Source organism: Rhodovastum atsumiense, from assembly GCF_937425535.1.
Lineage (GTDB): Bacteria > Pseudomonadota > Alphaproteobacteria > Acetobacterales > Acetobacteraceae > Rhodovastum > Rhodovastum atsumiense.
Map to the genome: position 1 here is coordinate 5310488 of NZ_OW485601.1, position 23481 is coordinate 5333968.

The 23481-nt window shown below is 69.9% G+C and carries 18 protein-coding genes; 5 read left to right on the forward strand and 13 right to left on the reverse strand.

Annotation, left to right across the window (positions count from 1 at the left end; all coding sequences use genetic code 11):
- Positions 1–82 precede the first annotated feature (82 nt).
- From NBY65_RS23905 to NBY65_RS23930, 6 genes are all read right to left on the reverse strand, one after another.
- Entirely contained in the window at positions 83–1696 is a 1614-nt protein-coding gene (locus NBY65_RS23905; RefSeq protein WP_150040749.1) for an efflux RND transporter periplasmic adaptor subunit, read from the reverse strand.
- A gap of 249 nt (positions 1697–1945) precedes the next feature.
- A complete protein-coding gene (locus tag NBY65_RS23910; RefSeq protein ID WP_150040748.1) occupies positions 1946–3583 on the reverse strand; it encodes a dipeptide ABC transporter ATP-binding protein in 1638 nt (545 codons plus the stop codon).
- Complete coding sequence (locus NBY65_RS23915; RefSeq protein WP_150040747.1) at positions 3580–4434, reverse strand: ABC transporter permease; 855 nt, start codon at positions 4432–4434, stop codon at positions 3580–3582. The genes NBY65_RS23910 and NBY65_RS23915 overlap by 4 nt, the downstream gene beginning before the upstream one ends.
- Positions 4431–5390 (reverse strand): ABC transporter permease, encoded by a 960-nt coding sequence (locus NBY65_RS23920; protein WP_150040746.1) that lies wholly within the window; start codon positions 5388–5390, stop codon positions 4431–4433. The genes NBY65_RS23915 and NBY65_RS23920 overlap by 4 nt, the downstream gene beginning before the upstream one ends.
- Positions 5391–5396: 6 nt before the next feature.
- Positions 5397–6974 (reverse strand): ABC transporter substrate-binding protein, encoded by a 1578-nt coding sequence (locus tag NBY65_RS23925; RefSeq protein ID WP_150040745.1) that lies wholly within the window; start codon positions 6972–6974, stop codon positions 5397–5399.
- Positions 6975–7268: 294 nt separating this feature from the next.
- Complete coding sequence (locus NBY65_RS23930) at positions 7269–7664, reverse strand: hypothetical protein (protein ID WP_150040744.1); 396 nt, start codon at positions 7662–7664, stop codon at positions 7269–7271.
- A gap of 486 nt (positions 7665–8150) precedes the next feature.
- Between NBY65_RS23930 and NBY65_RS23935 the strand changes: the two genes are divergently transcribed.
- From NBY65_RS23935 to NBY65_RS23945, 3 genes are all read left to right on the forward strand, one after another.
- Complete coding sequence (locus NBY65_RS23935) at positions 8151–8525, forward strand: DUF6525 family protein (protein WP_150040743.1); 375 nt, start codon at positions 8151–8153, stop codon at positions 8523–8525.
- Positions 8526–8615: 90 nt separating this feature from the next.
- Positions 8616–9824: a GTP-binding protein gene (locus tag NBY65_RS23940; protein ID WP_150040742.1), complete on the forward strand. Its 1209-nt coding sequence runs from the start codon at positions 8616–8618 to the stop codon at positions 9822–9824.
- 99 nt (positions 9825–9923) lie between these two features.
- Positions 9924–10958, forward strand: a complete 1035-nt coding sequence (locus tag NBY65_RS23945) for a DUF4424 domain-containing protein (protein WP_150040741.1) — start codon at positions 9924–9926, stop codon at positions 10956–10958.
- On the opposite strand, the gene NBY65_RS23950 is transcribed toward NBY65_RS23945, so the two are convergent.
- From NBY65_RS23950 to NBY65_RS23980, 7 genes are all read right to left on the reverse strand, one after another.
- Positions 10939–11958 (reverse strand): ADP-ribosylglycohydrolase family protein, encoded by a 1020-nt coding sequence (locus tag NBY65_RS23950; RefSeq protein ID WP_150040740.1) that lies wholly within the window; start codon positions 11956–11958, stop codon positions 10939–10941. The two genes, NBY65_RS23945 and NBY65_RS23950, sit on opposite strands and share 20 nt — an antisense overlap.
- A gap of 9 nt (positions 11959–11967) precedes the next feature.
- Complete coding sequence (locus NBY65_RS23955; protein WP_150040739.1) at positions 11968–13218, reverse strand: hypothetical protein; 1251 nt, start codon at positions 13216–13218, stop codon at positions 11968–11970.
- A gap of 429 nt (positions 13219–13647) precedes the next feature.
- Entirely contained in the window at positions 13648–14349 is a 702-nt protein-coding gene (locus NBY65_RS23960; RefSeq protein ID WP_162530530.1) for a response regulator transcription factor, read from the reverse strand.
- Positions 14350–14718: 369 nt separating this feature from the next.
- Complete coding sequence (locus NBY65_RS23965; protein ID WP_150040737.1) at positions 14719–17241, reverse strand: ATP-binding protein; 2523 nt, start codon at positions 17239–17241, stop codon at positions 14719–14721.
- Positions 17242–17548: 307 nt separating this feature from the next.
- Positions 17549–19135, reverse strand: a complete 1587-nt coding sequence (locus NBY65_RS23970; protein ID WP_150040736.1) for an acyl-CoA dehydrogenase family protein — start codon at positions 19133–19135, stop codon at positions 17549–17551.
- Positions 19136–19205: 70 nt separating this feature from the next.
- Positions 19206–20417 carry an MFS transporter gene (locus NBY65_RS23975; protein ID WP_150040735.1) on the reverse strand — a complete coding sequence of 404 codons (1212 nt, stop codon included), beginning with the start codon at positions 20415–20417 and terminating at the stop codon, positions 19206–19208.
- Positions 20418–20472: 55 nt separating this feature from the next.
- Positions 20473–20934, reverse strand: a complete 462-nt coding sequence (locus tag NBY65_RS23980) for a MarR family winged helix-turn-helix transcriptional regulator (protein WP_150040734.1) — start codon at positions 20932–20934, stop codon at positions 20473–20475.
- Positions 20935–21043: 109 nt separating this feature from the next.
- Between NBY65_RS23980 and NBY65_RS23985 the strand changes: the two genes are divergently transcribed.
- Positions 21044–21868, forward strand: coding sequence for a p-hydroxycinnamoyl CoA hydratase/lyase (locus tag NBY65_RS23985; protein WP_150040733.1), 825 nt, complete (start codon positions 21044–21046; stop codon positions 21866–21868).
- Between the two features lie 27 nt (positions 21869–21895).
- The gene (locus NBY65_RS23990) at positions 21896–23419 is read left to right on the forward strand and encodes an AMP-binding protein (protein WP_150040732.1); all 1524 of its coding nucleotides are present in this window, start codon (positions 21896–21898) and stop codon (positions 23417–23419) included.
- Positions 23420–23481 lie beyond the last annotated feature (62 nt).

Consider the following 23481-nt stretch of genomic DNA (forward strand, 5'->3'; position numbering starts at 1 on the left):
TGCAAATACGTCGATTCGCTGACTGCGTGCACCTTTGCGGGCTCAGGATGGCACATGGGGTCGCCGGCGTGCCGGATGCCGCCTATGGCGAGCGGGCAGGGGGGCGGGTGATGCGCGCCGTTCGTCCAATTGGGCATGCCGAATGGCTCGCCGCCACGATCGCTTGCGTGTCCGCGGTGATGATCAGGTCGCTGTTGCGGCCGAGCACGTCATTGCCGGCGGTGCTTCGCGCGCCTACGGTGCCGGACACGGGCCCGGTGCTGCCGGCGAACAGGATGCCGACCTGCTGGCCCTGCGTGAAGCTGGCCGTGGCGCCCGCCGGCGTGGCGGCAACCAGGAACAGCCGCGTGCAGTCCACGACTTGTCCCAGGCCGTTCCCGGCGGCAACCTCGCTTCCGGGCCGGACCGGCAACGACCAGACCAGGGCGGTTCTTTCGGTTTTCAGGGATATCACGCCCTCGTCCAGGAGGGGCGCATCCATCGGCTGGGATTGCATCCCGGCGGCCGCTGGATCGGGGGATGCCGATCGACGCAGGGTGAACAACACGGTTCCGGCCTGCACCACTTCACCTTCGGTGGCACTGACGGATTGCAGGTATCCGGCATGCGGCGCCCGCAATGTGAGCAGCGGGGCGTCGATCACCGCGATGAGGAGAGGTGGGGCGAGAGCGGAGTTTTGCATCAGCATTTCGGCCGCGCCGCCCAGCACAAGCAGGAAGGTTACGGCATAAGCGAACGCGCGTGTCCGGACCGGTCGCGCCGGCTTCTGGCCGGGTTGTTGTAATAAGTTAATAGTTTTCTTTGGCAATGCAACCGATTCAGCCCGGGGCGGCGTTGCATGAAGCGGCAGGGACCGAACATTGGGTTCGCCTTCCCCCGGCGCGGGCATGACCGCGGGGGCATCCAATGCCGGTGGCGTGGCAACGGGCGAGGCCTCGGTCGGTGGATTCCGGTCTTCGCCTGCCGGTGCCGGGGTGTGGCTGTCCATTGATAAGACCGTGGTCGGGGGCGGCGGCGGAGTATCCGCCCGGATCGGCAGTGGGGACGGAGGGGACGGCAATGGAGCCGCTGGCGGCTTGCGCTGCCCGGTCGGTGCCGCCGTGGCTGATTCGGGAGGGGCTTCTTGCCGGGACAGACGGGCAACCCAGTCCTGCCATTGCGCCTGCGCGACGCCGTCCTCCGGGGAAGGCGGCGTGCCGCCGAAGCCGGTGCAAGGCGCCTTGTCTTCGGCGTCTGCGCGTAAAATGGCGAATACCCGCGTCAACTCCTCGCCCGGCCGGGAGGCGGGCACGTGCGAAATCCCATCCCGGACCTGCGCCGGCCCCTCCGGGGGCAGCCACCATGGCGTCGGATCAGAGCCGGCAGTTTGCCAGGACGGCAAGGTGTTTGATCGGGATTCAGAATATTCACATATCACAACAAAAACACGCATCAGCTCCTGGCGTGGCCCCGATCCGGCTTCGGGCGAAGCCCTGACGTGGCTCTCCGCCGGAGACGGCACCGGTGGTATCGGCCAGGGCACCGGAGCGGTCACGCGGTGAAAGCCCGCGCGGTCGATGCCGGCTTCCGGATCACGCGGCGTGTTTCCGAAGCTGTCGAGGGTTGCCCTGCGTTCGGATGCGCTGCGCAACAAGGCGAAGAAACGCATCAGCTCCTTGCGAGGGTCGGGAGAAAGCGTTGCGTCGTTATCTTTCATCGACCCGGATGCAGCCTCGCACGAACGCCTGGCGCATCACTTCTACCACAGGACTCGGATAGGTTGCATTGGCGGGGTTTCACCCCGCACCCGACCAGGAGGCTTCGCCTCCTGGACCTCCACCAAGGGCTTCACCCTTGGAACCCATTCCGTGCCGCGCAGCACACCTGGGGGGCAGAGGGCTCCTGGCCGTCACGCGAATGCGTGCCTGCGCACGACACCGGGGCAAGGGCCGAGCCCTGGCCTTGCTTATCCGGCCGCGGCGTAGGTGCGCGGACTGTCGGGGCCGGCCTGAACGGCGTATCGCCGTCCCGGCGTATCGTTCAGCAGCGACAGCGTATAGGGATCGACAGGGCGGGCGAACACCGCCTCGGCCGGCCCTTGTTCCACCACCTGCCCGCCGTGCAGCACCACCACATGGTCCGACACCTGCCGCACCACCGCGAGGTCATGGGAAACGAACAGGTAGCTGACGCCGAGATCACGTTGCAGCCGCAGCAGCAAGGCGATGATCTGCGCCTGCACCGGCACGTCCAGTGCCGAGACCGGCTCGTCCAGCACCACCAGCTCGGGCCGGATTGCCAGGGCGCGGGCGATGGCGACGCGCTGGCGCTGCCCGCCGGACAGTTCCGCCGGCCGGCTGGTCAGCAACTGCTCCGGCAGTTCCACCTGGGCCAGCAGCTCGCGCACCCGTGCCAGCCGGCCGGCCCGGTCGCCGAGGCCGAAGGCCCGCAGCGGCTCGGCGATGATCCCGGCGATGCTGAAGCGCGGGTCGAGCGAGGCATAGGGGTTCTGCCCGACCCATTGCACCCGCCGGCGGAAGCCACGCAGCCCGGCGCGTGACAGGTGCCCGATCTCCTGCCCGTCGAAGCGCACCGCTCCGCCGTCCGGCTGTTCCAGCCCCAGCACCATGCGGGCGGTGGTGGTCTTGCCGGAGCCGGATTCACCGACCAGGCTGGTGGTGCCGTGGCGGGGCACGGTGAAGGAGACCTCCGCGACCGCCGGCCGGCCCGGGCCGAAGCGTTTGACCAGCCGCTCCACCACCAGGATCGGCGGCGGTTCCGGCACCGGGCGCGGCGGCCGGGGCGCGGGGGCGGCCCGCAAGGCGGTGGCCGCACCCAGCAGGCGGTGGGTATAGTCGTGCCGGGGGGCCGCGAACACCATGCGCGCCGGCCCCTGTTCCACCACTTCGCCCGCCCGCATCACCACCAGCCGGTCTGCCCGGTCATGCGCGACCCCCAGATCATGGGTGATCAGCAGCACGGCGGTACCGCGCCGGCGGATCACCCCTTCCAGGTGGTCCAGCACCTGCCGCTGCACCGTGACATCCAGTGCGCTGGTGGGCTCGTCGGCGATCAGCAGCGGCGGGTCATTGGCCAGGGCGATAGCGATCAGCACGCGCTGGCGCATGCCGCCGGAAAGCTCGTGCGGGAAGCTCGCCGCCACCCGCGCCGGATCGGCGAGCCCCGCCTCGGCAAGCAGCCCCGGCACCCGTGCCCGCGCCGCCGCCGGGGGCGTGCCGTGCACGGTCAGCGCCTCCGCCACCTGCGGGCCGATGCGGCGGATCGGGTCCAGCGCCATGCCCGGATCCTGCGGGATGAAGCCCAGCGCCCGCCCGCGCAGGCGGGTCCAGAGCCGTTCGCCCGCGTCCGTCACCTCCTGCCCGTCCAGGCGCAGGCGACCGGCCTCGATGCGACCATTGGCCGCCAGCAGGCCCGCCGCCACTGCCGCCACGGTGGACTTGCCCGAGCCTGATTCGCCGACCAGCGCCACCACCTCGCCCGGCCGCACCGCGAGGTCGACGCCGCGCACCGCCGCCACCGGCACCCCGCCCGCCCGCTTGCGGTAGGCGACGCGCAGCCCCGCCACGTCCAGGGCCGGGCTCATGGGCCGGCCTCGTCCCGGTCCTGCATCCAGCCGGCAAGGTGGTTGGCCGCGAGCACCACCGCCATCACCACCAGCCCCGGCAGGGTCGAGTACCACCACGCGGTGCCGAGGAAATTGCGTCCCTCGGCGATCAGCAGCCCCCATTCCGGATTGGGAGGCGATGTGCCGAAGCCCAGGAAGCTCAGCGCTGCCACCGCCAGCACCGCCGAGCCGAATTCCAGCGTCGCCAGCGCCAGCACCGGCCCGGCGGCGTGTGGCAGGATATGGCGCAGCACCACGCCCAGGCCGCTCACCCCGGCGGCGGTGGCCGCCTCGACGAAGGCGGCGGAGCGGCAGCGCAGCACTTCCCCGCGTGTCAGCCGCGCGAAGGTGGCGGCGGCGGAGACGCCGACGGCGATAGCGACGTTGGTGGTGCCGAATCCCAGCACGGTGACGATCGCCATCGCCAGCAGCAGCGACGGGATGGCCATCAGCACGTCGACCAGCCGCATCAGCGCCGCGTCGCTCCCCCGGCCGAGCACGCCCGCGGCGAGGCCGACGGCACCGCCGCCGAGCAGCGCCACCGCCACGGCCAGCGCGGTCGCGCGCAGCGACACCGCGGCGGCATGCACGGTCCGGGCATAGAGGTCGCGGCCGAGATGGTCGGTGCCGAACCAGTGCGCCGCCGAGGGCGGCTGCAGTGCCGCCAGTGGCTGGCCGCGCAACGGGTCCTGGGCGGTGAACAGGCCGGGCGCGAGCGCCCAGGCGCCGGCCAGCCCCACCACCAGCAGCGCGAGCACCACGCTGGGGCGCGGCCATCCGGTCGCCTTCAGGCGCCGCCACCCGCCCAGGCCGATCGCGATGCCGCTCATGGCCGTCCCGTCCGGCGCGCCAGGCCGATGCGCGGGTCGAGCAGCGGATAGAGCAGGTCCACCATCAGGTTGACGCCGACGAACACCACCGCCGCCAGCACCACCACGCCCTGCACCATCGGGATGTCCTTGGCGGCGACGGCGCCCTGCGCCAGCCGGCCGATCCCTTCGCGCGAGAACACCGTTTCGGTGACCACCGCCCCGGCCAGCAGGTGGCCGGCGATCACCCCGGCCATGGTCAGCAGCGGCACGGCGGCGTTGGGCAGCACGTGCACGAACAGCATGCGCAGCCGGGTCAGCCCCTTGGCGCGGATCGCCTCGATGAAGGGCTGCCGCCAGACCCCGGCCAGCGAGCGGCCGAGCACCTGCGCGATCACCGCCGCGGTGGGCACCGCCAGCGTCACCGCCGGCAGCACCAGCGCGCGCGCACCGCCGTCATCCATCGCCGGGAACAAGGTCAGGCGGAACGACAGCCATTCCAGCAGCACCAGCCCGACCCAGAAGGTGGGCATGGAGATGCCGACTGCCGGCAAGGCGTGCAGCAACCGCCGGGCCGGTCCCCCGGCGAGGCTGGCCAGCAGGGCAATCGCGGTGCCCGTCAGCAGCGCCAGCGACAGCGCCGCCCCGGCGAGCGCGGCGGTGGCCGGCATCGCCTGTGCCAGCAGCGCCGCCACCGGCTGGCCGCTCTGGATCGAGCGGCCGAAATCCAGGTGCAGCGCCCGCCACAGCGCCAGCCCGTACTGCACCACCAGGGGCTGGTCGAGATGGTACTCGGCGCGCAGCGCCGCCACCTGCGCGGCGGCGGCCATGCTCTGCTCGGCCTGATTCAGCATGATGCTGACCGGATCGCTCGGCAGCACGTACAGGATCAGGAAGGACAGCGTGAACGCCGCCCACAGCACCACGGCGGAATGAGCAAGGCGAAGCCCGGCGCGGGCGAGCGGAGGCGGGGGCATGGGGGCTCAGCGCGCCAGCCAGGTGTCGTAGAACTGCAGGCGCGACGACGCCTCGAAATGCAGGCCGCGGACCTGCCGCCCGGTGCCGATGATGGTGGCCAGTTCCACGATCGGGATGGAATGGCCGTCCTCGATCAGCCGGATGCTGGCGGCACGGATCAGCTCCGCCCGCGCCGCGCGGTCGGGCGTGCCGCTCGAGCGTGTCAGCAGGTCGTCGGTCGCATCCGCCTGGCGCAGCGCCATGTTGCGCTCGCCCACGCCGAACACCGCGCGCAGGATGTCGGGATCGGCGCGGGTGAGGTTGGCGAAGCGCACGGGGAAGCTGCCGCCGGTCTGGATCGCCGTCACCTGGGCGATGGTGGTGCGGTTCAGCCGCAGCTCGATGCCGACGTCGCGCAATTGCTGCTGCACCAGTTCCAGGAACGGTGCGAACTGCCAGTAATCCAGCCGGAACGACAGGCGCTGGCCGTCGCGCACGCGCACGCCGTCCGGGCCCACCCGCCAGCCGGCGCCGTCGAGCAGCGCCCGGGCCCCGTCCGGGTCATGGGCCAGCAATGGGGAAAGATCCGAATAAAGCGGCGTGGTGCGCGCCAGCGGCGCGGTTGCCACCGCCTGGAAGCGCGAGAGGATCGGCCGCAGTGCCGGCCGGTCGATCGCCTTGTTGATGGCGCGGCGCACCGCCGGCTCGGACAGCGGTGCCACCGATTCATTCGGATAGAGCGTGTAGACGACGCCGGGATTGCCGCGCGCCAGCAACGGGATGTTGCGCCCGAGCAGCACCGCCTCGTCCTGGGGCGGCACGCCGGTGTTCACGTCGATCTGCCCGGAGAGCAGGCTGCCGCTGCGCACCCCCGCTTCCGGCACCACGCGGTACTCGATGGCATCGAGATAGGCCGGCCCGGCATGGGCGGCGAGCGCGGAAGGCCAGGCATAGCCGTCGCGCCGGGTGATGCGGGCCTGCTGGTTGTGGACGAAGGAAGCGACCACGAACGGGCCGGAGCCGATCAACTGCCCCTGGCAGCGATCCTCCGGCGATTTCGCCAGCGTGGCCGGCGCCAGCAGGCCGAGGCTCATCGTCGAGGTTGCCTGCAGGAACTGCACGTTCGGCTGGGCGAAGCGGATCACCACGGTGCGCGGGTCGGGGGTTTCGATCGCCTGCAGCCCGGCGAGGTAGCCCGCCCCCAGCGTGGACCGGGCGCCGAGCGCCACGATTCCCTCGAAATTGGCGCGCACCGCGGCGGCATCGACCGGCGTGCCGTCGCTGAAGGTGACGCCGGGGCGCAGGGTGAAGGTGAAGCTGCGGCTGTCGGGGCTGAGCGTCCAGGCGGTGGCGAGCCAGGGCACGATCTCGCCGGTGTCGGGATGCTGGTCGGTCAGTGAATCGACGATCTGCCGGCCGATGTTGAGGGAGTTGTTGTTGCCCGCCTGCTGCGGGTCGAGGCACTGCGGATCGGTATCGATGGCCACGCGCAGCACGCCGCCCGCGCGTGGCTGCTCCGCCGCGGCGGCGATGGCGGGCAGGGCGGCGGCGAAAGCAAGGGCGAACAGCGGGCAGGAATGGCGGAGGAACGGCAAGCGGCGCATCGGGCGGATTCCATACGCAGTGCGAACCTGCCGGGAGAGGTGCCCGGCAGGGGCGCAGGCTGCGGCCCAATCCCCGATGGCGTCAAGGGTGATAATGAAACAACTTGATGGTATTGTTAAATCTGTGCCTGCCTCGTATTCCGGCCGGATTCCGGCCTTCCAGCGAGGGGTTAACCCAGGAGCGCCGGCGTTGTCGAATTACACGTTTATAGATTGTATTTTATGGGTCTGATGCGCCCGCCGTTGCGCGGGCGGGGGCGTTGCGCAGCGGGGCGGCGCGGAAGCCGGCCCGCGCTACCTGGACCTGATCTCGACCTCGGTGCCGCCGGCCAGCACGCCGCGGCCGTGCGGCCATATCTTCAGGATCGCCCGGTAACAGGCCCGCGGCACCACCACGGCGTTTTCTTCCGGGATCATGGTGACGTCGCCGCCGATCTCGAAGGGGAAGCCGTCGCGCAGCAGCGCCGCATCGGTCGCCTGGATCAGGTCCCGGTCGGGGGAAGGCGCCATGTCGAGCGGCCCGTAGCCCAGTTCCCGCAGCACCTGGGCGGTCATCCGCTGTGCCGCATCCCAGTCCTGCTCGTTCCATTCCGAGCGCTCGCCGCGCTCCATGGACCGGTTCGCCGCCTGCACGCCAGCGGCGCTCGCCAGGCGCAGCGCCTCGCCGTAGCTGCTTGCATTCGAAGACATACGCGCTCCTCAAGACCGCACGGCGGCAACGGAGGCGGTAATCGTCCGTGCTTCACCTGGGGCCTGGTTGGTCCCGTCGAGCGCTGCCAGCCCTCGGCGGAGGTGGCAAAGTATGTAGCATCGAACCGGTTTCTATCAAGTAATGTTCATCCTGTGTTCGTGTGCCAGGGTTCGGGGGCAGCCATGACGGACGAGCCTCGTCCGTCTTCTTGATGCCGGCCGCTTCGTTGCCATTGGACCCGGCCGCGCCGGAAAGGCTGCTTGTCTTCCCGTCACCTGCAATCGAAGACTGCTGGCCCGCCGGCGGGCAGCGGTGGGCCGTGGCGGGTCATCCTCGCCCTTTTGCTCTCCCTCGGGGCGATGGCGCCGTCCAGGCAAGCTTGCGCCAGGATGGATACGTTATAACATAACATTATGTCATTCCCGTCTTCCTCCCGTTCGTCATCTCCTGCGTGTCGCCCGGCGGGCGGGACCGTCCCATCCGGCATGCCGGCGGCTCCGGCCGGGGCGGAAAATGACGGCACGCTGCGCGCGGAGCTGTGGCGCCGCTTCAATGGTGACGATTGGGCCGCCTATGATGCCCTGCCGGCGCGGTTGCGCCGCCGCCTGCAGCAGCACGCCTATGATCCGTGGGCGGTGAATGCCTGGATGCTGTGGCGTCGTTACCGCCGCCTGCACCCCACGGCCGAACGGGCCGAGCAGGCGCTGATCCGTTATTTCGACCATTGCGAGCGGCTGGAACGGGCTGCCTTCGCCGCGGCCTATGCGCGCGACTTCGGCCTGAGGCTGCCGCACGATGCGGCGGGCGCGACCGTGCTGCGGGATGCCGGCCAGGGGGCGTCACACCGGACCGCGACCTGAACGCTGCCCGGGCGCGCCGGCACCTTTGCCGCTTGCCGGGGCCGGCAGCGGGGGCTATCCATGTTATGTTATAACATAACGCATATGCCAATGACCGACACGCGCCTGCCCGTCACGGTGCTCTCCGGCTTTCTGGGGGCCGGAAAGACCACGCTGCTGAACCATGTCCTCAACAATCGCGAGGGGCGCCGGGTGGCGCTCATCGTCAACGACATGTCGGAGGTGAACATCGATGCCGACCTGGTCCGCGAGGGGACGGAGCTGAGCCGGGCCGAGGAAAAGCTGGTCGAGCTGACCAATGGCTGCATCTGCTGCACGCTGCGCGACGACCTGCTGGCGGAGGTGCGCCGCCTCGCCGCCGAGCAGCGTTTCGACTACCTGCTGATCGAGAGCACCGGTGTCTCCGAGCCGCTGCCGGTCGCCGCCACCTTCGAGTTCCGGGACGAGCAGGGGGCGAGCCTCGCCGATGTCGCCCGGCTCGACACGATGGTGACCGTGGTCGATGCGATCCACCTGCTGCAGGACTATGCCTCGACCGACTTCCTGGCCGACCGTGGCGAGACCGCGGGCGAGGGCGATGACCGCGCGCTGGTCAATCTGCTTGTCGAGCAGATCGAGTTCGCCGACGTGGTGGTGCTGAACAAGGTTTCCGATGCCACCCCCGCGCAGCGCGACGCCGCCCGGGCCATCATCCATGCCCTGAACCCCGATGCGCGCCTGGTCGAGACCGACCACGGCCGTGTTGCTCCCGCCGCCATCCTGGACACCGGGCTGTTCGACTTCGCCCGTGCTCACCAGCACCCGCTGTGGTTCAAGGAACTGTATGGCCATGCCGGGCATGTGCCGGAAGATGTCGAGTACGGCATCACCAGCTTCGTCTGGCGGGCGCAGCGGCCCCTGATCCCGGAGCGTTTCGCTGAATTCCTGGAGACGCCCCTGCCGGGGGTGATCCGGGCCAAGGGGCATTTCTGGCTGGCGACACGGCCGGACTGGGCAGGCGAGTTCAGCCTCGCCGGCGCGCTGGCGACAACGCGGGGCCTGGGGCTGTGGTGGGCGGCCGTGCCGCGCGCGCACTGGCCGGAAGACGCCGCCACGCAGGCGGAGATGCAGGCGAGGATGGACCCGGTCTTCGGCGACCGGCGTCAGGAACTGGTGTTCATCGGCACGCTCGGCACGATGAACCGCGCGCGGATCTCCGCCATGCTGGAACGTTGCCTGGTCGCGGAGGCGCACTTCGAGCCCGCGGCCTGGGCGGACCTGCCGGATCTCTTTCCCCGCTGGGGGCAGCCGGCCGGCTGAGCCTCTCGGGCAGCCGGCCGGCTGCCAAAGCCTGCTTGTCTTCCGGCGACCTGCCCTCGAAGATCGTTGACGGCAGCTCCTGCAGGAAGGAGGCAGACGATGGGGTGTGCAATCCGGCCGGGCCGGTTTTTCCAGGGCGCCGGCAAACGGTGGGGGCTTGCCGTTCTGCTGGCCGGCGTCGCGGCCGTGCCGCCGGCGCTCGCCAACGACACGACGGCCGCCCTCACCACCGGCGGGCTGGTGTTCACCGCGAGCGACGACATCGAAATGCGATCCGAGGAGCTGTGGATCTCCCGCCAGCGCATCGCCGTGCGCTACCGCTTCTTCAATCGCGCCGCGTCCGACCGCACCGTCACCGTCGCCTTTCCGCTGCCCGAGGTCGATGCGCTGGAATCGAGCAACGTCGCCGTGCCGGACGCCGAGTCCGACAACTTCCTGGGGTTCCGCACCCGCGTCGACGGGCGGGAGGTGGTCGCGGCGATCGAGCAGAAGGCGCGGCTCGGGGCCCTGGACGTCACCGACCGGCTCAAGGAGCTCGGCGTGCCGCTGCTGCCGACATCGCGCAAGGCCCAGGCCGCGCTCGACGCGCTGCCGGAACCTGTCCAGCAGCGGCTGCTCCGTGATGACCTGGTGCGCCCCGACGATTACGACATCGGCAAGGGGATGGAGCACCATATCGGACCGCAATGGAGCGTGAAGACGACCTATCACTGGCGGCAAACCTTCCCCGCCGGCCGGGAACTCGTCATCGAGCACGCCTACCGGCCGAGTGTCGGGGCCTCGGTGCAGACCGCGGTCATTCCCGATCGCGCCACCTCGCCCGAACGGCGGCAGGACTACGCGCGCTTCTGCCCGGATGGGCCGTTCATCGCCGGCGTCCGCGCCGCGACGAAGCGGAATGGCAATGTTCCGCCATCGGAAGTCCGCCTGTCCTATGTGCTCAGCACGGGCGCCAACTGGGCGGGGCCGATCGGCGATTTCCGGCTCGTCGTCGACAAGGGCGACCCCGGGGCGCTGATCAGCTTCTGCGAGACCGGCGTGGTGAAGACCGGCCCGACCACCTTCGAGGTCAGGAAGAAGACCTTCAGGCCGGCACGGGATCTCGACATCCTGATCATCGAGGTGCTGCGATGATCCGGCGTGGTCCGGGGACCGGCGATGGCACCACGAAGGACGGACAGGCGCCGGGCCGGCACGTCGCCATGACGGCCCGGACCGCGAGCCGGTGGATCCGGTCGGACCAGCAGATCCGGGCCCGCCACTCCCCGGGTATTCCCGAAAGCCCGTAGCGGGCCCCGGCGATCTGCCCGGTGACGGCGGCGAGCGTGCCGGCCTGCTCGCCGAGATTGGCCGCGGCCAGGACGGCGTCGCGGAAATGCGATGTCGCATCGACGGCCCAGCAGGCGGCCAGCAGGGTATCCAGCGCGCCCTGCTCGCGGGGGGCTGGTCTCGGGCTGTTGTATGTCCTGGCGTGACCGCGGCTTTCCCGGAACAGGTGGCGGCTCAGCAGGCGGGCGGCGGCGAGGGCATGCCTGTCGCCATGTGTCAGCCTGCACTGCCGCAGCCCCAGCGCGATCGCCTCGTCCTCGCTGCCGGCAAGGCACAGCACCGGGGCGAGGCGCATGATGCCGCCATTGCCGCTTGCCTGGGCGTGGCGAAGTTCGGGGGCCCGGGTCGGGAGTTTTTCCGCCGGCCGGCGCCGCCGCTGCAGATAGCCGCGCCAGTAGGTCAGGGCGCGCCGGGTCTGCGTGCCGATGGCGAAGCAGGTGTGGGTGTGCGAATAGGCGCCGGTGTCGGCCCAGGCGAGCCAGCGCCCGACGATGTCGCCATCGTGCAGCCGCCCATGCAGGGCGATGGAGTCGAGCAGCCCCAGCGCCATGGAGGTATCGTCGGTCCAGCCGCCGGGCGGCAGGCCGAACGGGCCGCCGCCGATCATGTCGGACAGGACCGGCGCGGCCGGGCGGGGGTGCCGCTCGAGGCTCGTGCCCACGGCATCGCCGACGACAAGGCCGATGATCGCGCCGAGGATGCGGTCATGCGCGCCGTGATCAGGCATCGTCGTGCAGGCGGGGGCATCCCCGGCCGGCCGGGCGGGCAATGGCCGGCGGGCGCAGATGGCGATGGAGGCGGCCATTGCCGTCCGTTACCGTGCCGAGGCGGTGATGATATCCTCGCGCCCGACCGGCACCTCGCCGCCGCGCCGTCCACGCAGGTGCGGCCCCCAGTAGAACGCGCCGTTCTTGCGCAGCTTCACATGCCCTCTTTGCCAGTGCAGCCGGCAGGGGCCGCGATGGCCCTGCTCCGGGTGGTCGGCGTAGAGGACCGGGGTGAGGTCCCAGCGGACCAGTTGCGCCGCCGACAGCCGTGGCCGGCAGGTCCCGGCCCTTGTCCCGGCCGGGGAGCCGGGGTGGTCCGCCGCGCTGATGACGATCGGCGCGCGCTTGGCGGTCAGCACGAGCAGCAGGCGGATCGCGAAGGAGGCCTGTTCGGCCAGGAAGGCTTCGGGTCGGTCGGTCGGATCGAACCGCTCGTAGCGATAGGGCGGGATTTCGATGGGATCGTTGATGGTGCCCAGTGCGCCGGATCGCACGAAGGCCACCCGGACGCGCAGATGGCCGGGAAGCGGCCGTGTGAGCAGCAGCCCGACCCGTTCCACGCTGGTCCCCAGTTCGCGTGTGGGAAAGGCGCCGGGGGCGAATTCGAGCCATAACGGGTCGAACGGCAGCTTCACCGAGGCCTGGATGAGATGAAAGCGATCGTCATCGCCACGGATGCCGTGCGCCTGTGCCACGATCTCGTCATGCAGGCTCCAGCGGCCGGCCCCGTCGATCCGGGCCGCGAAGGATTGCAGGTTTGCGTCCTGGGGCAGTGCCGCGGCGAGGGCGGCCACGGCGGCGGCGAGGCTGCCGGGGATCTGGCGCACCGGATGCGTGTCATTGGCGGCCGCCGGGCCGGGGGGCACATGCTCCAGCAGTGTCCAGGCCATGCAGCACAGGGCGGAGTCGAGCCCCAGCGCCTGGCCCACGGCGGGCATGGCCAGGACCGCCTGCTCCAGGCTGACCGCCAGCCAGGGTAGCGGCCCCGCGACCGACAATGCCGGCGTGCGGCGCCCCAGGGACCGCCGGTGGCGCACCAGGTCGTCCCAGACCGCGCTGTCCGCGCCGGGGGTGCCGATGTGGCATGTCGCCAGTCGCGTGGCCCTGGCGCAAGCGCTGCGGACCTCGAGGCGCCATCCACCTGGAAGCAGGGCCACGTCGAAATGCAGGCCATTGATCGCGCCATGTCCGGAAATCGCAATCGGGACCAGTGCCGCGATGAGGCGGTCCGGCATGTTCGGTTTCGGCAATGGCGTTGAAGTCCCGGTATCGACCTGGATGTAGAAAAGCGTCGTCATGACGGTGGCTCGGCAACGGAGTGTGTGTGGCAGAGTGCTTGCCCTGGCGCGTCCGGCCCGGTCTCTGCGGCGGAGAGGAAGATGGCGGTCGGATGGTTCCGGCATTCAGCCAGGTGGCCGGGCGGACGGAAGGTACGGTGAAGCCGTCCAGTGGCCAGGGTGATTCGCTTCGAGCATTCTGCGCTCCGGGAATTAATTGCAGAATAATTAGACGTAATAATAACTTTCTCATCAATTCAGGAATTTCCTGTCAGGATTTTCCCGACACGTAAAGCCATTAATGAATGGCAATCAGAATTTACCGAATTATTTATCAGGAATAAGCATTTATCTGCACGGTATTTTCACATTTTATATTCGGGATTGTTGAAGGTTGCTGGGCACGAAACATGGATCGACCGGTCGCCGGGGCCGGAATGGGACAGAACTTTAACCGCCTGTCGCCGGGGGGTGGCCGATGTCCGCCGGGCCCGCATGGATGGGGCTGAACAGCGCGGCCAGCACGCCGACGCGCGCCAGCCCATAGGTCGTGTCCACGCCGAGCTTTTCCTGCAGTCGCGTCCGGTAGGTCTCGACCGTCTTGGCGCTGACGCCAAGATCGCCGGCGATCTGTTTCGTTGCGGCCCCTTGGGCGAAGCCGTTGAGCACTTCGCGTTCACGGGGGGACAGGACGGCCACGCGCAGCGCGGCGGCGGCGGCTTCCTTGCGGAGATTGGCCGGGGTGGCGGCCCCGCCGAGCGCCGTTCGCACGGCGCGCATGACCGCCTCCGGGTCCAGCGGCTTTTCCAGGAAGTCGGCCGCTCCGGCCCGCATGGCGCGCACCACGAGGGGGGTCTGGGCATGGCCGCTGATGACCACGATCGGCAATGGGGTGCATCCCCCGCGCGCCAGCCTTTCGACGAGTTCCACGCCGTCCATGCCCGGCAGGCAGACATCGGTCAGCAGGCAGGCGGGGGTGAGCAGGCCGGCAAGGCTCGCGGGAGGCCGGTCGGCGAGGAATGCCTCGGCTGCTTCGTAGGTCTGGACGGTCAGGCCGGCGGAGCGAAGCTGGAAGGCGAGGCCGTCGCGGACTCCCTTGTCGTCGTCGACCACGAAGACCGTGGGGATGGGCGGAGGGGAGCTCGGCGGCATCGGTGTGAACCGGGGTAGTTGGATGGAATCGACGATGGGGGAAGCAGGCATGAATTTCCAGAACAATAGATCTTATATAATAAATCGAATTCGAATCAAAATTCCTGTTTGTAATTGCAGCATTTGCCCGAAGATATTATGTTTTGATATTTAGAAAATATCGCAAATTAATCGGCATTTATTACGCTTGTACTATCAGGGAATTCCTGACTCCCAATGCGGAGGGGGGTGAATTATGTAGCCCTTGGGCCGGGGACAGGAACCGGTGAGGTCTTAGAACGGGACATGCCAGCGTCGAGGGACGCAGTGGCGCACCGGTGACCCGGTCCCGCCTGCCGCAGGGGAAGCAGTGACCACTGCCCCCCTGCTTCACGCCCGGCCTTGCGCCGGGGGCGCGGGGAACGCCCCGCAAGCGCACGCCGCATCGTTGTCGGCCGCATCGTCGCCGGCCGCATCGTCGCCGGCCGCATCGGCGGCGGGCAGGGCGATGCGGAACATGGTTCCCTGCGGGCCGGTCTCGAAGCTCAGCTTGCCGCCATGGGCGTCGATGATGGAGCGGGATATGGAAAGCCCCAGGCCAAGGCCGGTCGGCTTGTTGCTGGCAAAGGCCGAGAAGGGCCGGGTGGTGAAGCTGGCCGGCAGGCCCGGCCCGGTATCGGCGACCGTGATCTCGATGCCGCTCTCCGTCCGGGCGGTGGCGACATAGAGTTCGCGGACCGCGCTCCCCGCGTCCTCCATTGCCTCGATCGCGTTGCGCACGAGGTTCACCACGACCTGCTGGATTTGTGTGCGGTCCCCGATGATCTCGGGCAGGGCCGGGGGGAGATCCCACAGGATGCGCCCGCCGTGGCGTTCGAAGTCCAGCGCCGCAAGCTCGACGGCCTCGTGGACGGCGCTGTTGACCTCCATGGGCAGAAGCTGCCCGGTGTCCTTGCGCAGGAAGCGGCGTAGCTGCTGAACGACCGAGCGGGCCCGGCCGATCGCGTCCTGGGCGCGATGCAACCCGTCCTTCAGCATCTCCTGGCTGGCGTGCTGCCCGGAGCCGAGCAGCGTCTCGCAGCCATGGAGGAAGGTGGCGGCTCCGGACAGGGGATGGGCGATCTCGTGCGCCATGACCGCGGCGGCCTCGCCCACCGCGCTGACCCGGGCGGCGTGCAGGAGCCCGCTTTCCAGTTCGCGGGCGCGCTGGTTGACCGTCCGCAGCGCGTCTTCCTGCGCCTTCACCGTTGCCTCGGCCAGTCGCTGCGCGGTGACGTCGGTGATCGCCGTCAGGATCTCGTGCGGCTTCCCGTCCGCGTCGCGCCGGAGCACCGCGTGCATCGCCACCGCGAGTGCCCGTCCGTCATGGGTGACATGCCTGACATCGCCGATCCACTCGCCATCCTGTTCCAGCGCCATTCGGATCTGCGCGATCTGTACCGGCCAGGGGCTCGGGAACAGGCTACTGCCCGGCCTGCCGACCACGTCCCGGGTGGCCAGGCCATAGAGGCGTTCGCAGCCCTTCGACCAGAAGCGGATCACGCCGTCCGGTCCCTGGGTGATGAATGTCCCGAGGTCGAGCGTTTCCACCAGGTTGCGCAGGCGCGCTTCGCTGGCGGCGATGTCGTCCCGCGTGGCCCGGCGTGACCGCGCGGACGTGGCCAGCGCCGCCAGGGCGAGCATCAGCAGCGAGAGGCTGCCGATGCAGGCCAGCGACGCCCCCGTCAGGGCCCGGCTTTCGGCGAACCGGACGTCGCTGGCGACCGCGGTCGAAATCGCCTCGATCTCGGCATGGGTCGCTTCCATCACTGTCTGGATCTGGCCCGACCGGACCAGGGCGAGGGCCCCTGCCACATCACCGGCGCGCTGCAATGTGACCGCTTCGGTCAGCATCGCCATCATGTTCCCCGCGAGCCGCAGCAGCCGTTCGAGCTGCGGCGCCGGCAGCATGATCCCGTGGCGCTCGCCCAGCATGTCCATGGCGTCGTCGAGGCGGTCCCCCACCTGCCGGCGCGCGGCTTCGTACGGCGCGAGATATCGGTCCTCTCCGGTCAGCAGGTATCCCCGTTGGTGCGTGACGGCATTGGTGAGCGCGAACATCAGCCGTTCCAGGTGCAGCGCCGCTTCCTCGCCGACGCGCGCCGCCGTCCCGCCCTGCAGCGCGGCGTAGATGCCGAAGACCAGGAACAGGCCGCTGGTGCCGAACAGCGCGGCGGTGAACCATCCGATGCGGCCCTGCTCCGCGGCGACCCGCATCCATCCGGCATCGCGGCGCAGCGCCAGCGTCCCGCCGGCGAGAAGGGCGATGCCGAAGGCGGTGTGGATGGCAATCGGCGAGCGCTGGAGCACGGCGGCGAGCTGCTCGATGCCGAAGGCGTAGTTCAGCAGCCCCATGGCCGGGGGGATCAGGGCGATGGTCGCCAGCGCGGAAAAGACCGCGCGTCCGGCCTGGCTGCGTGCATGGGCGAACAGCAATGCTGCCGCGATCGTCTCGTAGCCGAGCGCGGTGAGCAGGGCCATGCGTCCGGGATGGGAATAGGCGGATGGCTGTTCGGTGAGAACGGCCGTGGTGAAGAGGGCGAGGTCGGTGCCGGGGGCCAGGCCGGTCGCATCCTCGATCAGCGGCAGGCATGCCACCACGGCGAGCGCGAGCGCCGCCAGGACCGAGACCGCCTTCGCCACCCGGGTGCCGCACGTGGCGAATCGAAGCGCGAAGGCGCCAAGCAACATGCCGGTGGCGCTCCAGGGCTGCATGGCGGCCAGGCCGGGCAGCACCGATTTCAACGGCCGGATGTCGAGCATCCATCCGACCAGCACGGCGAGCGCGATGGTTCCGGCCATGGCGGCGGCGGCCCGGGGCAACAGCAGGCCCAGGCTTCCCGCGGGATTCTGCACGGCAGGAAGGGGGATCACCAAAGGGGGTGATTGTCAGCGGCGCTTTTGCAGGATTTCGGGGCCGTTCTGATAAAAACCATGAATGAGAAGGTATTTTTGGTAAGTCGGCACAATCATGCTCCTGCGAGACAATTTTTCAATGCCAATCCTTGTACGAACAAGGACGCGCATATCTTAATGAGAATTTGTCTGATGCTAAATTAAATATTAATTCCTGTGGTGAGAAATTCCATTACGCAGGTGAGTTATGCTGGTCAAATCCACAATAAATTGGCAATAATATTGGATGCGCGGGTGCCTGGCCGGTGGCGACACGGTCGCCGGCCTAGGTGACCAGCGCCGCCCAGCCACGCAGCGCCACCGGGACGCTGCCCCGCACCCGCGCGGCTGCACGTTCCAGGCGGGTGGGGTCGGACGACCGGTCCGCCACGGCGATGATCCGTTGCCACGCCGCCAGATAAGCGAGCCCGGCGGTCAGTTGCATGAAGGGATGCGCCAGCGCGGCCGGGCAGGAACTCGCCAGCACGCGCGCCCGCGCCGCCCGCCACAGCGCCAGCCCCTCCGCCAGGTCCTCGCCGCCGCCGCTGGCCGCCACGAAGGCTTCGAACGCTTCCGGCCCGCCGCCGCGCAACTGCCGCGTGACCAGCGCCAGCGCATGGATGCCGTTGGTGCCTTCGTAGATCATCGTCACCCGCGCGTCGCGCAGGGTCTGCTCCACCCGGTATTCGGACAGGTAGCCGTAGCCGCCGAGCACCTGGATGCCGAGATCGGCCGCTGTCACCCCGGCCTCGGTGCAGAACACCTTGCACACCGGCGTCAGGAAGCCGACCAGATCCGGTGCGTCGCCCCGTGCCAGCGCCACCGCGGCGAGGTGGCACAGCGCCCGCCCGCCCAGCGCCAGCGCCTCCGCGGTTTCCAGCATGCGCCGCACATCTTCATGCGCGGCGATCGCCAGGGGCGCGCCACTCTGCGCATCGCGCCCCTGGCGACGCTCGGCGGCATAAGCGGTGGCGATGGCGCCGGCACGGGCGGCATGCGCCACGCCCTGCAGCGCCACGTCGAGCCGGGCATGGTTCATCATGGTAAACATCGCCCGCAGGCCCTCGCCCGGCGCGCCGACCAGCTCAGCCGGGGCGCCTTCGAACACCAACTGGCAGGTGGGCGAGGCGTGCAGGCCCATCTTCTCTTCCAGCCGCGCCACCGTCACCGGCGCACGCTGGCCGCTTTCATCCTGCGAGGGCACCAGGAACAGGCTCAGTCCCCTGGTGCCCTCGCCCGGCACGCCGGTGCGCGCCAGCACCAGATGCAGGATGCCCTCGCTCAGGTCCTGGTCGCCGCCGGAGATGAAGATCTTCTCGCCGCTGATCCGCCAGCCATCGCCGTCGGGCACAGCACGGGTGCGGATGGCGCCGAGGTCGGAGCCGGCGCCGGGCTCGGTCAGCGCCATGGTGGCGAGCCACGTGCCGGAGGCGAGGCGGGGCAGCCAGAGCGCCTGCTGTTGCGGCGTGCCGAAGCCCAGCAGCGTGCGCGCCGCCCCCGGCACCAGCGCCGCCACCATCTGCAGGGCATGGCAGGCGCCGGAGAAGATCTCGCTGACCGCGGCGAGCACCGGTTCGGACATGCCCTGGCCGCCATGCGCCTCGGGCAGCGCCAGCCCCGGCCAGCCCTGTTCGGTATAGGCGCGATAGGTCTCGGCGAAGCCGTCGGGCAGGCGCACGCGCCCCTGGTCCAGCCGGCAGCCCTGGGCATCGCCCACCGCATCGAGCGGGGCGATCGCGGTTTCGGCGAAGCGGCCGAACTGCCCGATGACCTCCCGCACCAGGGCAGCGTCCCAGTCCGGCAGGCGGTCGGCTCTGGCGACGTGTTCGAGCGAGAACAGGATGTCGTCCACGGGGGCGCGAAAGGGGATCATGCGCGAGGGTCCTGAAGCTGCGGGGAAGGGAGGGCTCCCTCCCGGCGGGCCGGGAGGGAGCGCGGAGGGGTCAGCCGGCCGGGGCGGCCACCGCCGCGGGGCGGCGGCGCAGCAGCAGCATGACGGTGACGATGCCGCTGAGGCAGGTGGTCGGCACGATCGCGATCAGCACATCGCTGGGCCGGAAACCGGCGGCCATCAGCATCCCCGCCACCAGCGGGCCGGCCACCGAGCCGAAGCGCCCGACCGCCACGGCGAGGCCGACGCCGGTGCCGCGCACCGCGGCCGGGTAGCATTGCGGCGCGATGCCATACAGGATCGCCTGCGCCGCCAGCACGCCGCCGCCGAGCAGCGCCCCAGCGGCGATGGTCAGGCCGAGATCGGCCGGCAGCATCGCCAGCGACAGCAGCGCGGCGACGATGAAGGCGAAGCAGGCCCCGACGCCGCCGACCCGGCGCGCGCTGTCGAGCAACTGGCCGCCGACCAGGCTGCCAGCGGCGCCGCCCAGGTTGAAGCCGATCTGCACCAGCGCTGCCTCGCTTTGGCTGAAGCCACGCGTGACCAGCAGCGCCGGCAGCCAGTTCAGCAGCAGGTAGACCACCAGCAGGCCGAAGAACGAGGCGCACCAGAGCAGCAGCGTCACCAGCACCGGGCTCTGCTCGAACAGCCGCCGCCAGCGCCCCGGGGCGGTGGCGTGGGCGTGCGGCGGCACCAGCAGCGGCGGCAGCGCCGCCAGGATCGGCACCACCAGCAGCAGCGGCAGCACGCCGCCGACGATGAACAGCGTCTGCCAGTCCCCGGTCGGCAGCAGGCGGGCGAGCAGGCTCACCAGCGCCCCGCCCAGCGGCACGCCCGCATACATCACCGCGACCGCGCGGCCCCGCTTTTCCGGCGCGACCGCCTCGGCGGCGATGCTGACGAGGTTGGGCAGGGCGCCGCCCAGGCCGACGCCGGTCAGGAAGCGCACCACGATCAGTGCCTCAACCGAGTTCACCAGCGGGGTGGCGAGCGAGAGCAGCCCGAAGGTGGCCAGCGAGATCGCCAGCCCGGTGCGACGGCCGAAGCGGTCGGCGATGTGGCCGCCGCCGAGTGCGCCGAAGATCAGGCCGATGGTCGCCGCCGAGAAGAACAGCCCCATCTGCCCCGGGCCGAGGCCGAAGACCGGCGCCAGCCGGGGCGCGGCGACGCCCGCCGCCTGCAGGTCGAACCCCTCGATCATCGCCGCCAGGAACGCGAGCGTGAGCGCACGCGTCCCCCCGGCGGCCTGAGCCGTCGTGATCATTGTTCGTTTCCTCCCGTGTTGCCGCCCCGCCCGTTGACGGGTAGGGCGCTTCGTTTCAGCTTCCGCCGGTCCAGGCCTTGGCCAGCAGCCGCAGCAGCGTCGCGCGCTCGGTTGTGGTCAGGTGGGCGAACAGTTCGTCCTCGCGCTGCTTCACCCGCTGCCGCCAGCTGGCCAGCGTCCGCTTGCCGGTCCGGGTCAGGAACAGGCGCAGCAGGCGCTGGTCGAGGCTGTCGCTGCGGCGTTCCAGCAGCCCCGCCTCGTCCAGCTCGGCCAGGATCGGCACGATGTTGGAGCGCTGCAGGCTCAGCATGCGGCACAGCCCGGCGGCGGTGATGCCGGGCTCCTCGTCGATCCGGCACAGCACGCTGAAGGGTACCGGCCGCAGCAGCTTCGTGTCGGCGAAATGCGTGGCGAAATCCTGCATGTCAAACATCGAGGCACGGCGCAGGTGATAGCCGATCAGGTCATCGAGCCGCGGCGCGTCCTCGATCAGCCCGATCTCCGTCCGTGCCTTCATCGCCTGGTACTCCCGCGTGCCGCGATCATCGCTTGCACGACACAATATCGCTATGCTTAATAGCGGTCAAATGCTATGTCACATAGCAAGTTTGAGGAGGAGGACGCCGATGGAAACCGACCCTGTCAGCTACGTGATCGCCGACCGCATCGCCTGGGTGCGCTTCAACCGCCCGGAAAAGCGCAACTGCATGAGCCCGGCGCTGAACCGCCGCATGCTGGAGGTGCTCGACCAGATCGAATTCCGCGAGGACGTGGGCGTGCTGGTGCTCTCGGGTGAGGGCAGCGCCTGGTCGGCGGGCATGGACCTCAAGGAGTATTTCCGCGAGACCGAGGCGCAGGGGCTCGGCGCGATCCGCCGCTCCCAGGCCGAGGCCTATGGCTGGTGGCGGCGGCTGCGCTGGTACCAGAAGCCGACCATTGCCATGGTGAATGGCTGGTGCTTCGGCGGCGGCTATGGCCCGCTCTTCGCCTGCGATCTCGCCTTCGCCGCCGACGAGGCAAAGTTCGGCCTGTCCGAGATCAATTGGGGCATCCTGCCCGGCGGCGGGGCGAGCAAGGTGGCGGTGGAGCTGCTGAGCCTGCGCGACGCGATGTACCACGCCCTGACCGGCGAGGCGATCGATGGCCGCAAGGCCGCGGAGTGGAAGCTGGTCAACGAGAGCGTGCCGCTGGCGCAACTGGAAGCGCGGGTGCGGGAAGTGGCCGAAGTGCTGCTGCAGAAGAACCCGGTGGCGCTGAAGGCGACCAAGGACGCGATCCGCCGGGTCAAGGAAATGACCTACGACAATGCCGAGGACTATCTGGTGCGCGCGCAGGAGGCGGCGAATTCCTACGGCCGGCACGGCCGCGACGAGGGGCTGCGCCAGTTCATCGACGACAAGACCTACAAGCCCGGGCTTGCCGCCTATGACCGCACGCGTGAAGGCGCGTGAGGCACTGATCCCGGAAAGGCGTGACCCATGCGCGAGGGAATGAGCTACGACCCGGTGGCGCTGCACCGCAACGCGCGGCCGGGGCATCTCGCCTGCCGCGACCTCGCCACCGGCCGGGCGTGGAGCTATGCCGAACTCGACGCGGCGATCCGGCGCACGGTGACGGTGCTGGCCGGGACCCATGGCGTGGCGCGTGGTCAGCGTGTGGCGGCGCTGGCCCGCAACAGTGTCGAACTGTTGCTGCTGCAGCAGGCGACGCTGCGGATGGGCGCGATCTTCGTGCCGCTGAACTGGCGACTCGCCGCGCCCGAGTGCCGGCGCATCCTGCAGGATTGCGCGCCGACGCTGCTGGTGGTCGATCCCGCCGTGGCGCCGGACGGGGTCGCGGACTGCCGGGTGGAGACGGTGGCGGCGCTCGCCGCGGCGATTGCCGCGGCGGCCCCGGCCGGGCCGTTGCCACCGGTGCCGGCCGACCTGCCCTGCCTGATCCTCTACACCTCCGGGACCTCGGGCGTGCCCAAGGGGGTGATGCTGACCGGTGCCAACCTGTTCTTCACCGCGGTGAATTTCGGCGTGGTCGGGCAGGTGTCGGAGGCCAGCGTCTTCCTCTGCGACGCACCGATGTTCCACGTCATCGGCATGGTCACCAGCGTGCAGTCGCCGCTGTTGCGCGGCGCCACCGTGCTGGTGGCGCCGGGCTTCGATCCGCAGGTCACCAATGACGGCCTCGCCGATCCGGCACTTGGGGTAACTCATTACTTCTGCGTGCCGCAGATGGCCGAGGCGTTGCGCCAGGCGCCGAATTTCCGGCCGGAGGCGTGGCGGCTGAAGGCGCTGTTCACCGGCGGCGCCCCCAATCCGCCGGCCAATATCCGCGGCTGGCTGAAACGCGGCATCCGCATGGTGGACGGCTTCGGCATGACCGAGACCGGCACCACCATCGGCATGCCGATCGACACGGCGCTGATCGACGCCAAGGCCGGCTCGGTCGGGCTGGTCGCGCCGGCGACCCGGGTGCGCATCGTCGATCCGGGCGGCGAGGATGTCGCCGACGGCGCGGTGGGCGAAATCCTGGTTGCCGGGCCGAATGTCAGCCCGGGCTACTGGGGGCGGCCGGAGGAACAGGCGGTCGCCTTCACCGCCGATGGCTGGCTGCGCACCGGCGACCTGGGCTGCCGCGACGTCGATGGTTTCGTCTTCGTGGTCGGCCGGCGCAAGGACATGTTCATCTCGGGCGGCGAGAACGTCTATCCGGTCGAGGTGGAAGCGGTGCTGGCCGAGCATCCGGCGGTCGAGGACGTGGCGGTCATCGGTATCGCGGACCTGCGCTGGGGCGAAGTCGGGCGCGCCTATGTCGTGTTGCGGCCAGATCAGGAGGCCGATCCGGCGGAACTGCACGACCACTGCGCCGCGCGGCTCGCCCGCTACAAGATCCCGAAGGAATTCCGCATCGTCGCGGCGCTGCCACGCACCGCCACCGGCAAGATCGTCAAGCAGCGCCTGCGGGACGAGGCGCGGGCGGAAGCGGCCGGGGCAGGGGGCATCATCTGAACCGAAGCCTGTAGACCCGCCGGCCCGGACGTGCTGTCGCCAGCGCGTCCGGGCCGGCGGAA

What these genes read in the sequence shown, in the direction of transcription:
- NBY65_RS23910 (WP_150040748.1), bottom strand. Translation starts at nt 3,583, where the DNA reads ATGAGCCCGGCCCTGGACGTGGCGGGGCTGCGCGTCGCCTACCGCAAG.
- NBY65_RS23960 (WP_162530530.1), bottom strand. Translation starts at nt 14,349, where the DNA reads ATGCCGCCGAGCTCCCCTCCGCCCATCCCCACGGTCTTCGTGGTCGAC.
- NBY65_RS23940 (WP_150040742.1), top strand. Translation starts at nt 8,616, where the DNA reads ATGACCGACACGCGCCTGCCCGTCACGGTGCTCTCCGGCTTTCTGGGG.
- NBY65_RS23925 (WP_150040745.1), bottom strand. Translation starts at nt 6,974, where the DNA reads ATGCGCCGCTTGCCGTTCCTCCGCCATTCCTGCCCGCTGTTCGCCCTT.
- NBY65_RS23955 (WP_150040739.1), bottom strand. Translation starts at nt 13,218, where the DNA reads ATGACGACGCTTTTCTACATCCAGGTCGATACCGGGACTTCAACGCCA.
- NBY65_RS23970 (WP_150040736.1), bottom strand. Translation starts at nt 19,135, where the DNA reads ATGATCCCCTTTCGCGCCCCCGTGGACGACATCCTGTTCTCGCTCGAA.
- NBY65_RS23990 (WP_150040732.1), top strand. Translation starts at nt 21,896, where the DNA reads ATGCGCGAGGGAATGAGCTACGACCCGGTGGCGCTGCACCGCAACGCG.
- NBY65_RS23930 (WP_150040744.1), bottom strand. Translation starts at nt 7,664, where the DNA reads ATGTCTTCGAATGCAAGCAGCTACGGCGAGGCGCTGCGCCTGGCGAGC.
- NBY65_RS23905 (WP_150040749.1), bottom strand. Translation starts at nt 1,696, where the DNA reads ATGAAAGATAACGACGCAACGCTTTCTCCCGACCCTCGCAAGGAGCTG.
- NBY65_RS23945 (WP_150040741.1), top strand. Translation starts at nt 9,924, where the DNA reads ATGGGGTGTGCAATCCGGCCGGGCCGGTTTTTCCAGGGCGCCGGCAAA.
- NBY65_RS23985 (WP_150040733.1), top strand. Translation starts at nt 21,044, where the DNA reads ATGGAAACCGACCCTGTCAGCTACGTGATCGCCGACCGCATCGCCTGG.
- NBY65_RS23920 (WP_150040746.1), bottom strand. Translation starts at nt 5,390, where the DNA reads ATGCCCCCGCCTCCGCTCGCCCGCGCCGGGCTTCGCCTTGCTCATTCC.
- NBY65_RS23980 (WP_150040734.1), bottom strand. Translation starts at nt 20,934, where the DNA reads ATGAAGGCACGGACGGAGATCGGGCTGATCGAGGACGCGCCGCGGCTC.
- NBY65_RS23915 (WP_150040747.1), bottom strand. Translation starts at nt 4,434, where the DNA reads ATGAGCGGCATCGCGATCGGCCTGGGCGGGTGGCGGCGCCTGAAGGCG.
- NBY65_RS23950 (WP_150040740.1), bottom strand. Translation starts at nt 11,958, where the DNA reads ATGGCCGCCTCCATCGCCATCTGCGCCCGCCGGCCATTGCCCGCCCGG.
- NBY65_RS23935 (WP_150040743.1), top strand. Translation starts at nt 8,151, where the DNA reads ATGCCGGCGGCTCCGGCCGGGGCGGAAAATGACGGCACGCTGCGCGCG.
- NBY65_RS23975 (WP_150040735.1), bottom strand. Translation starts at nt 20,417, where the DNA reads ATGATCACGACGGCTCAGGCCGCCGGGGGGACGCGTGCGCTCACGCTC.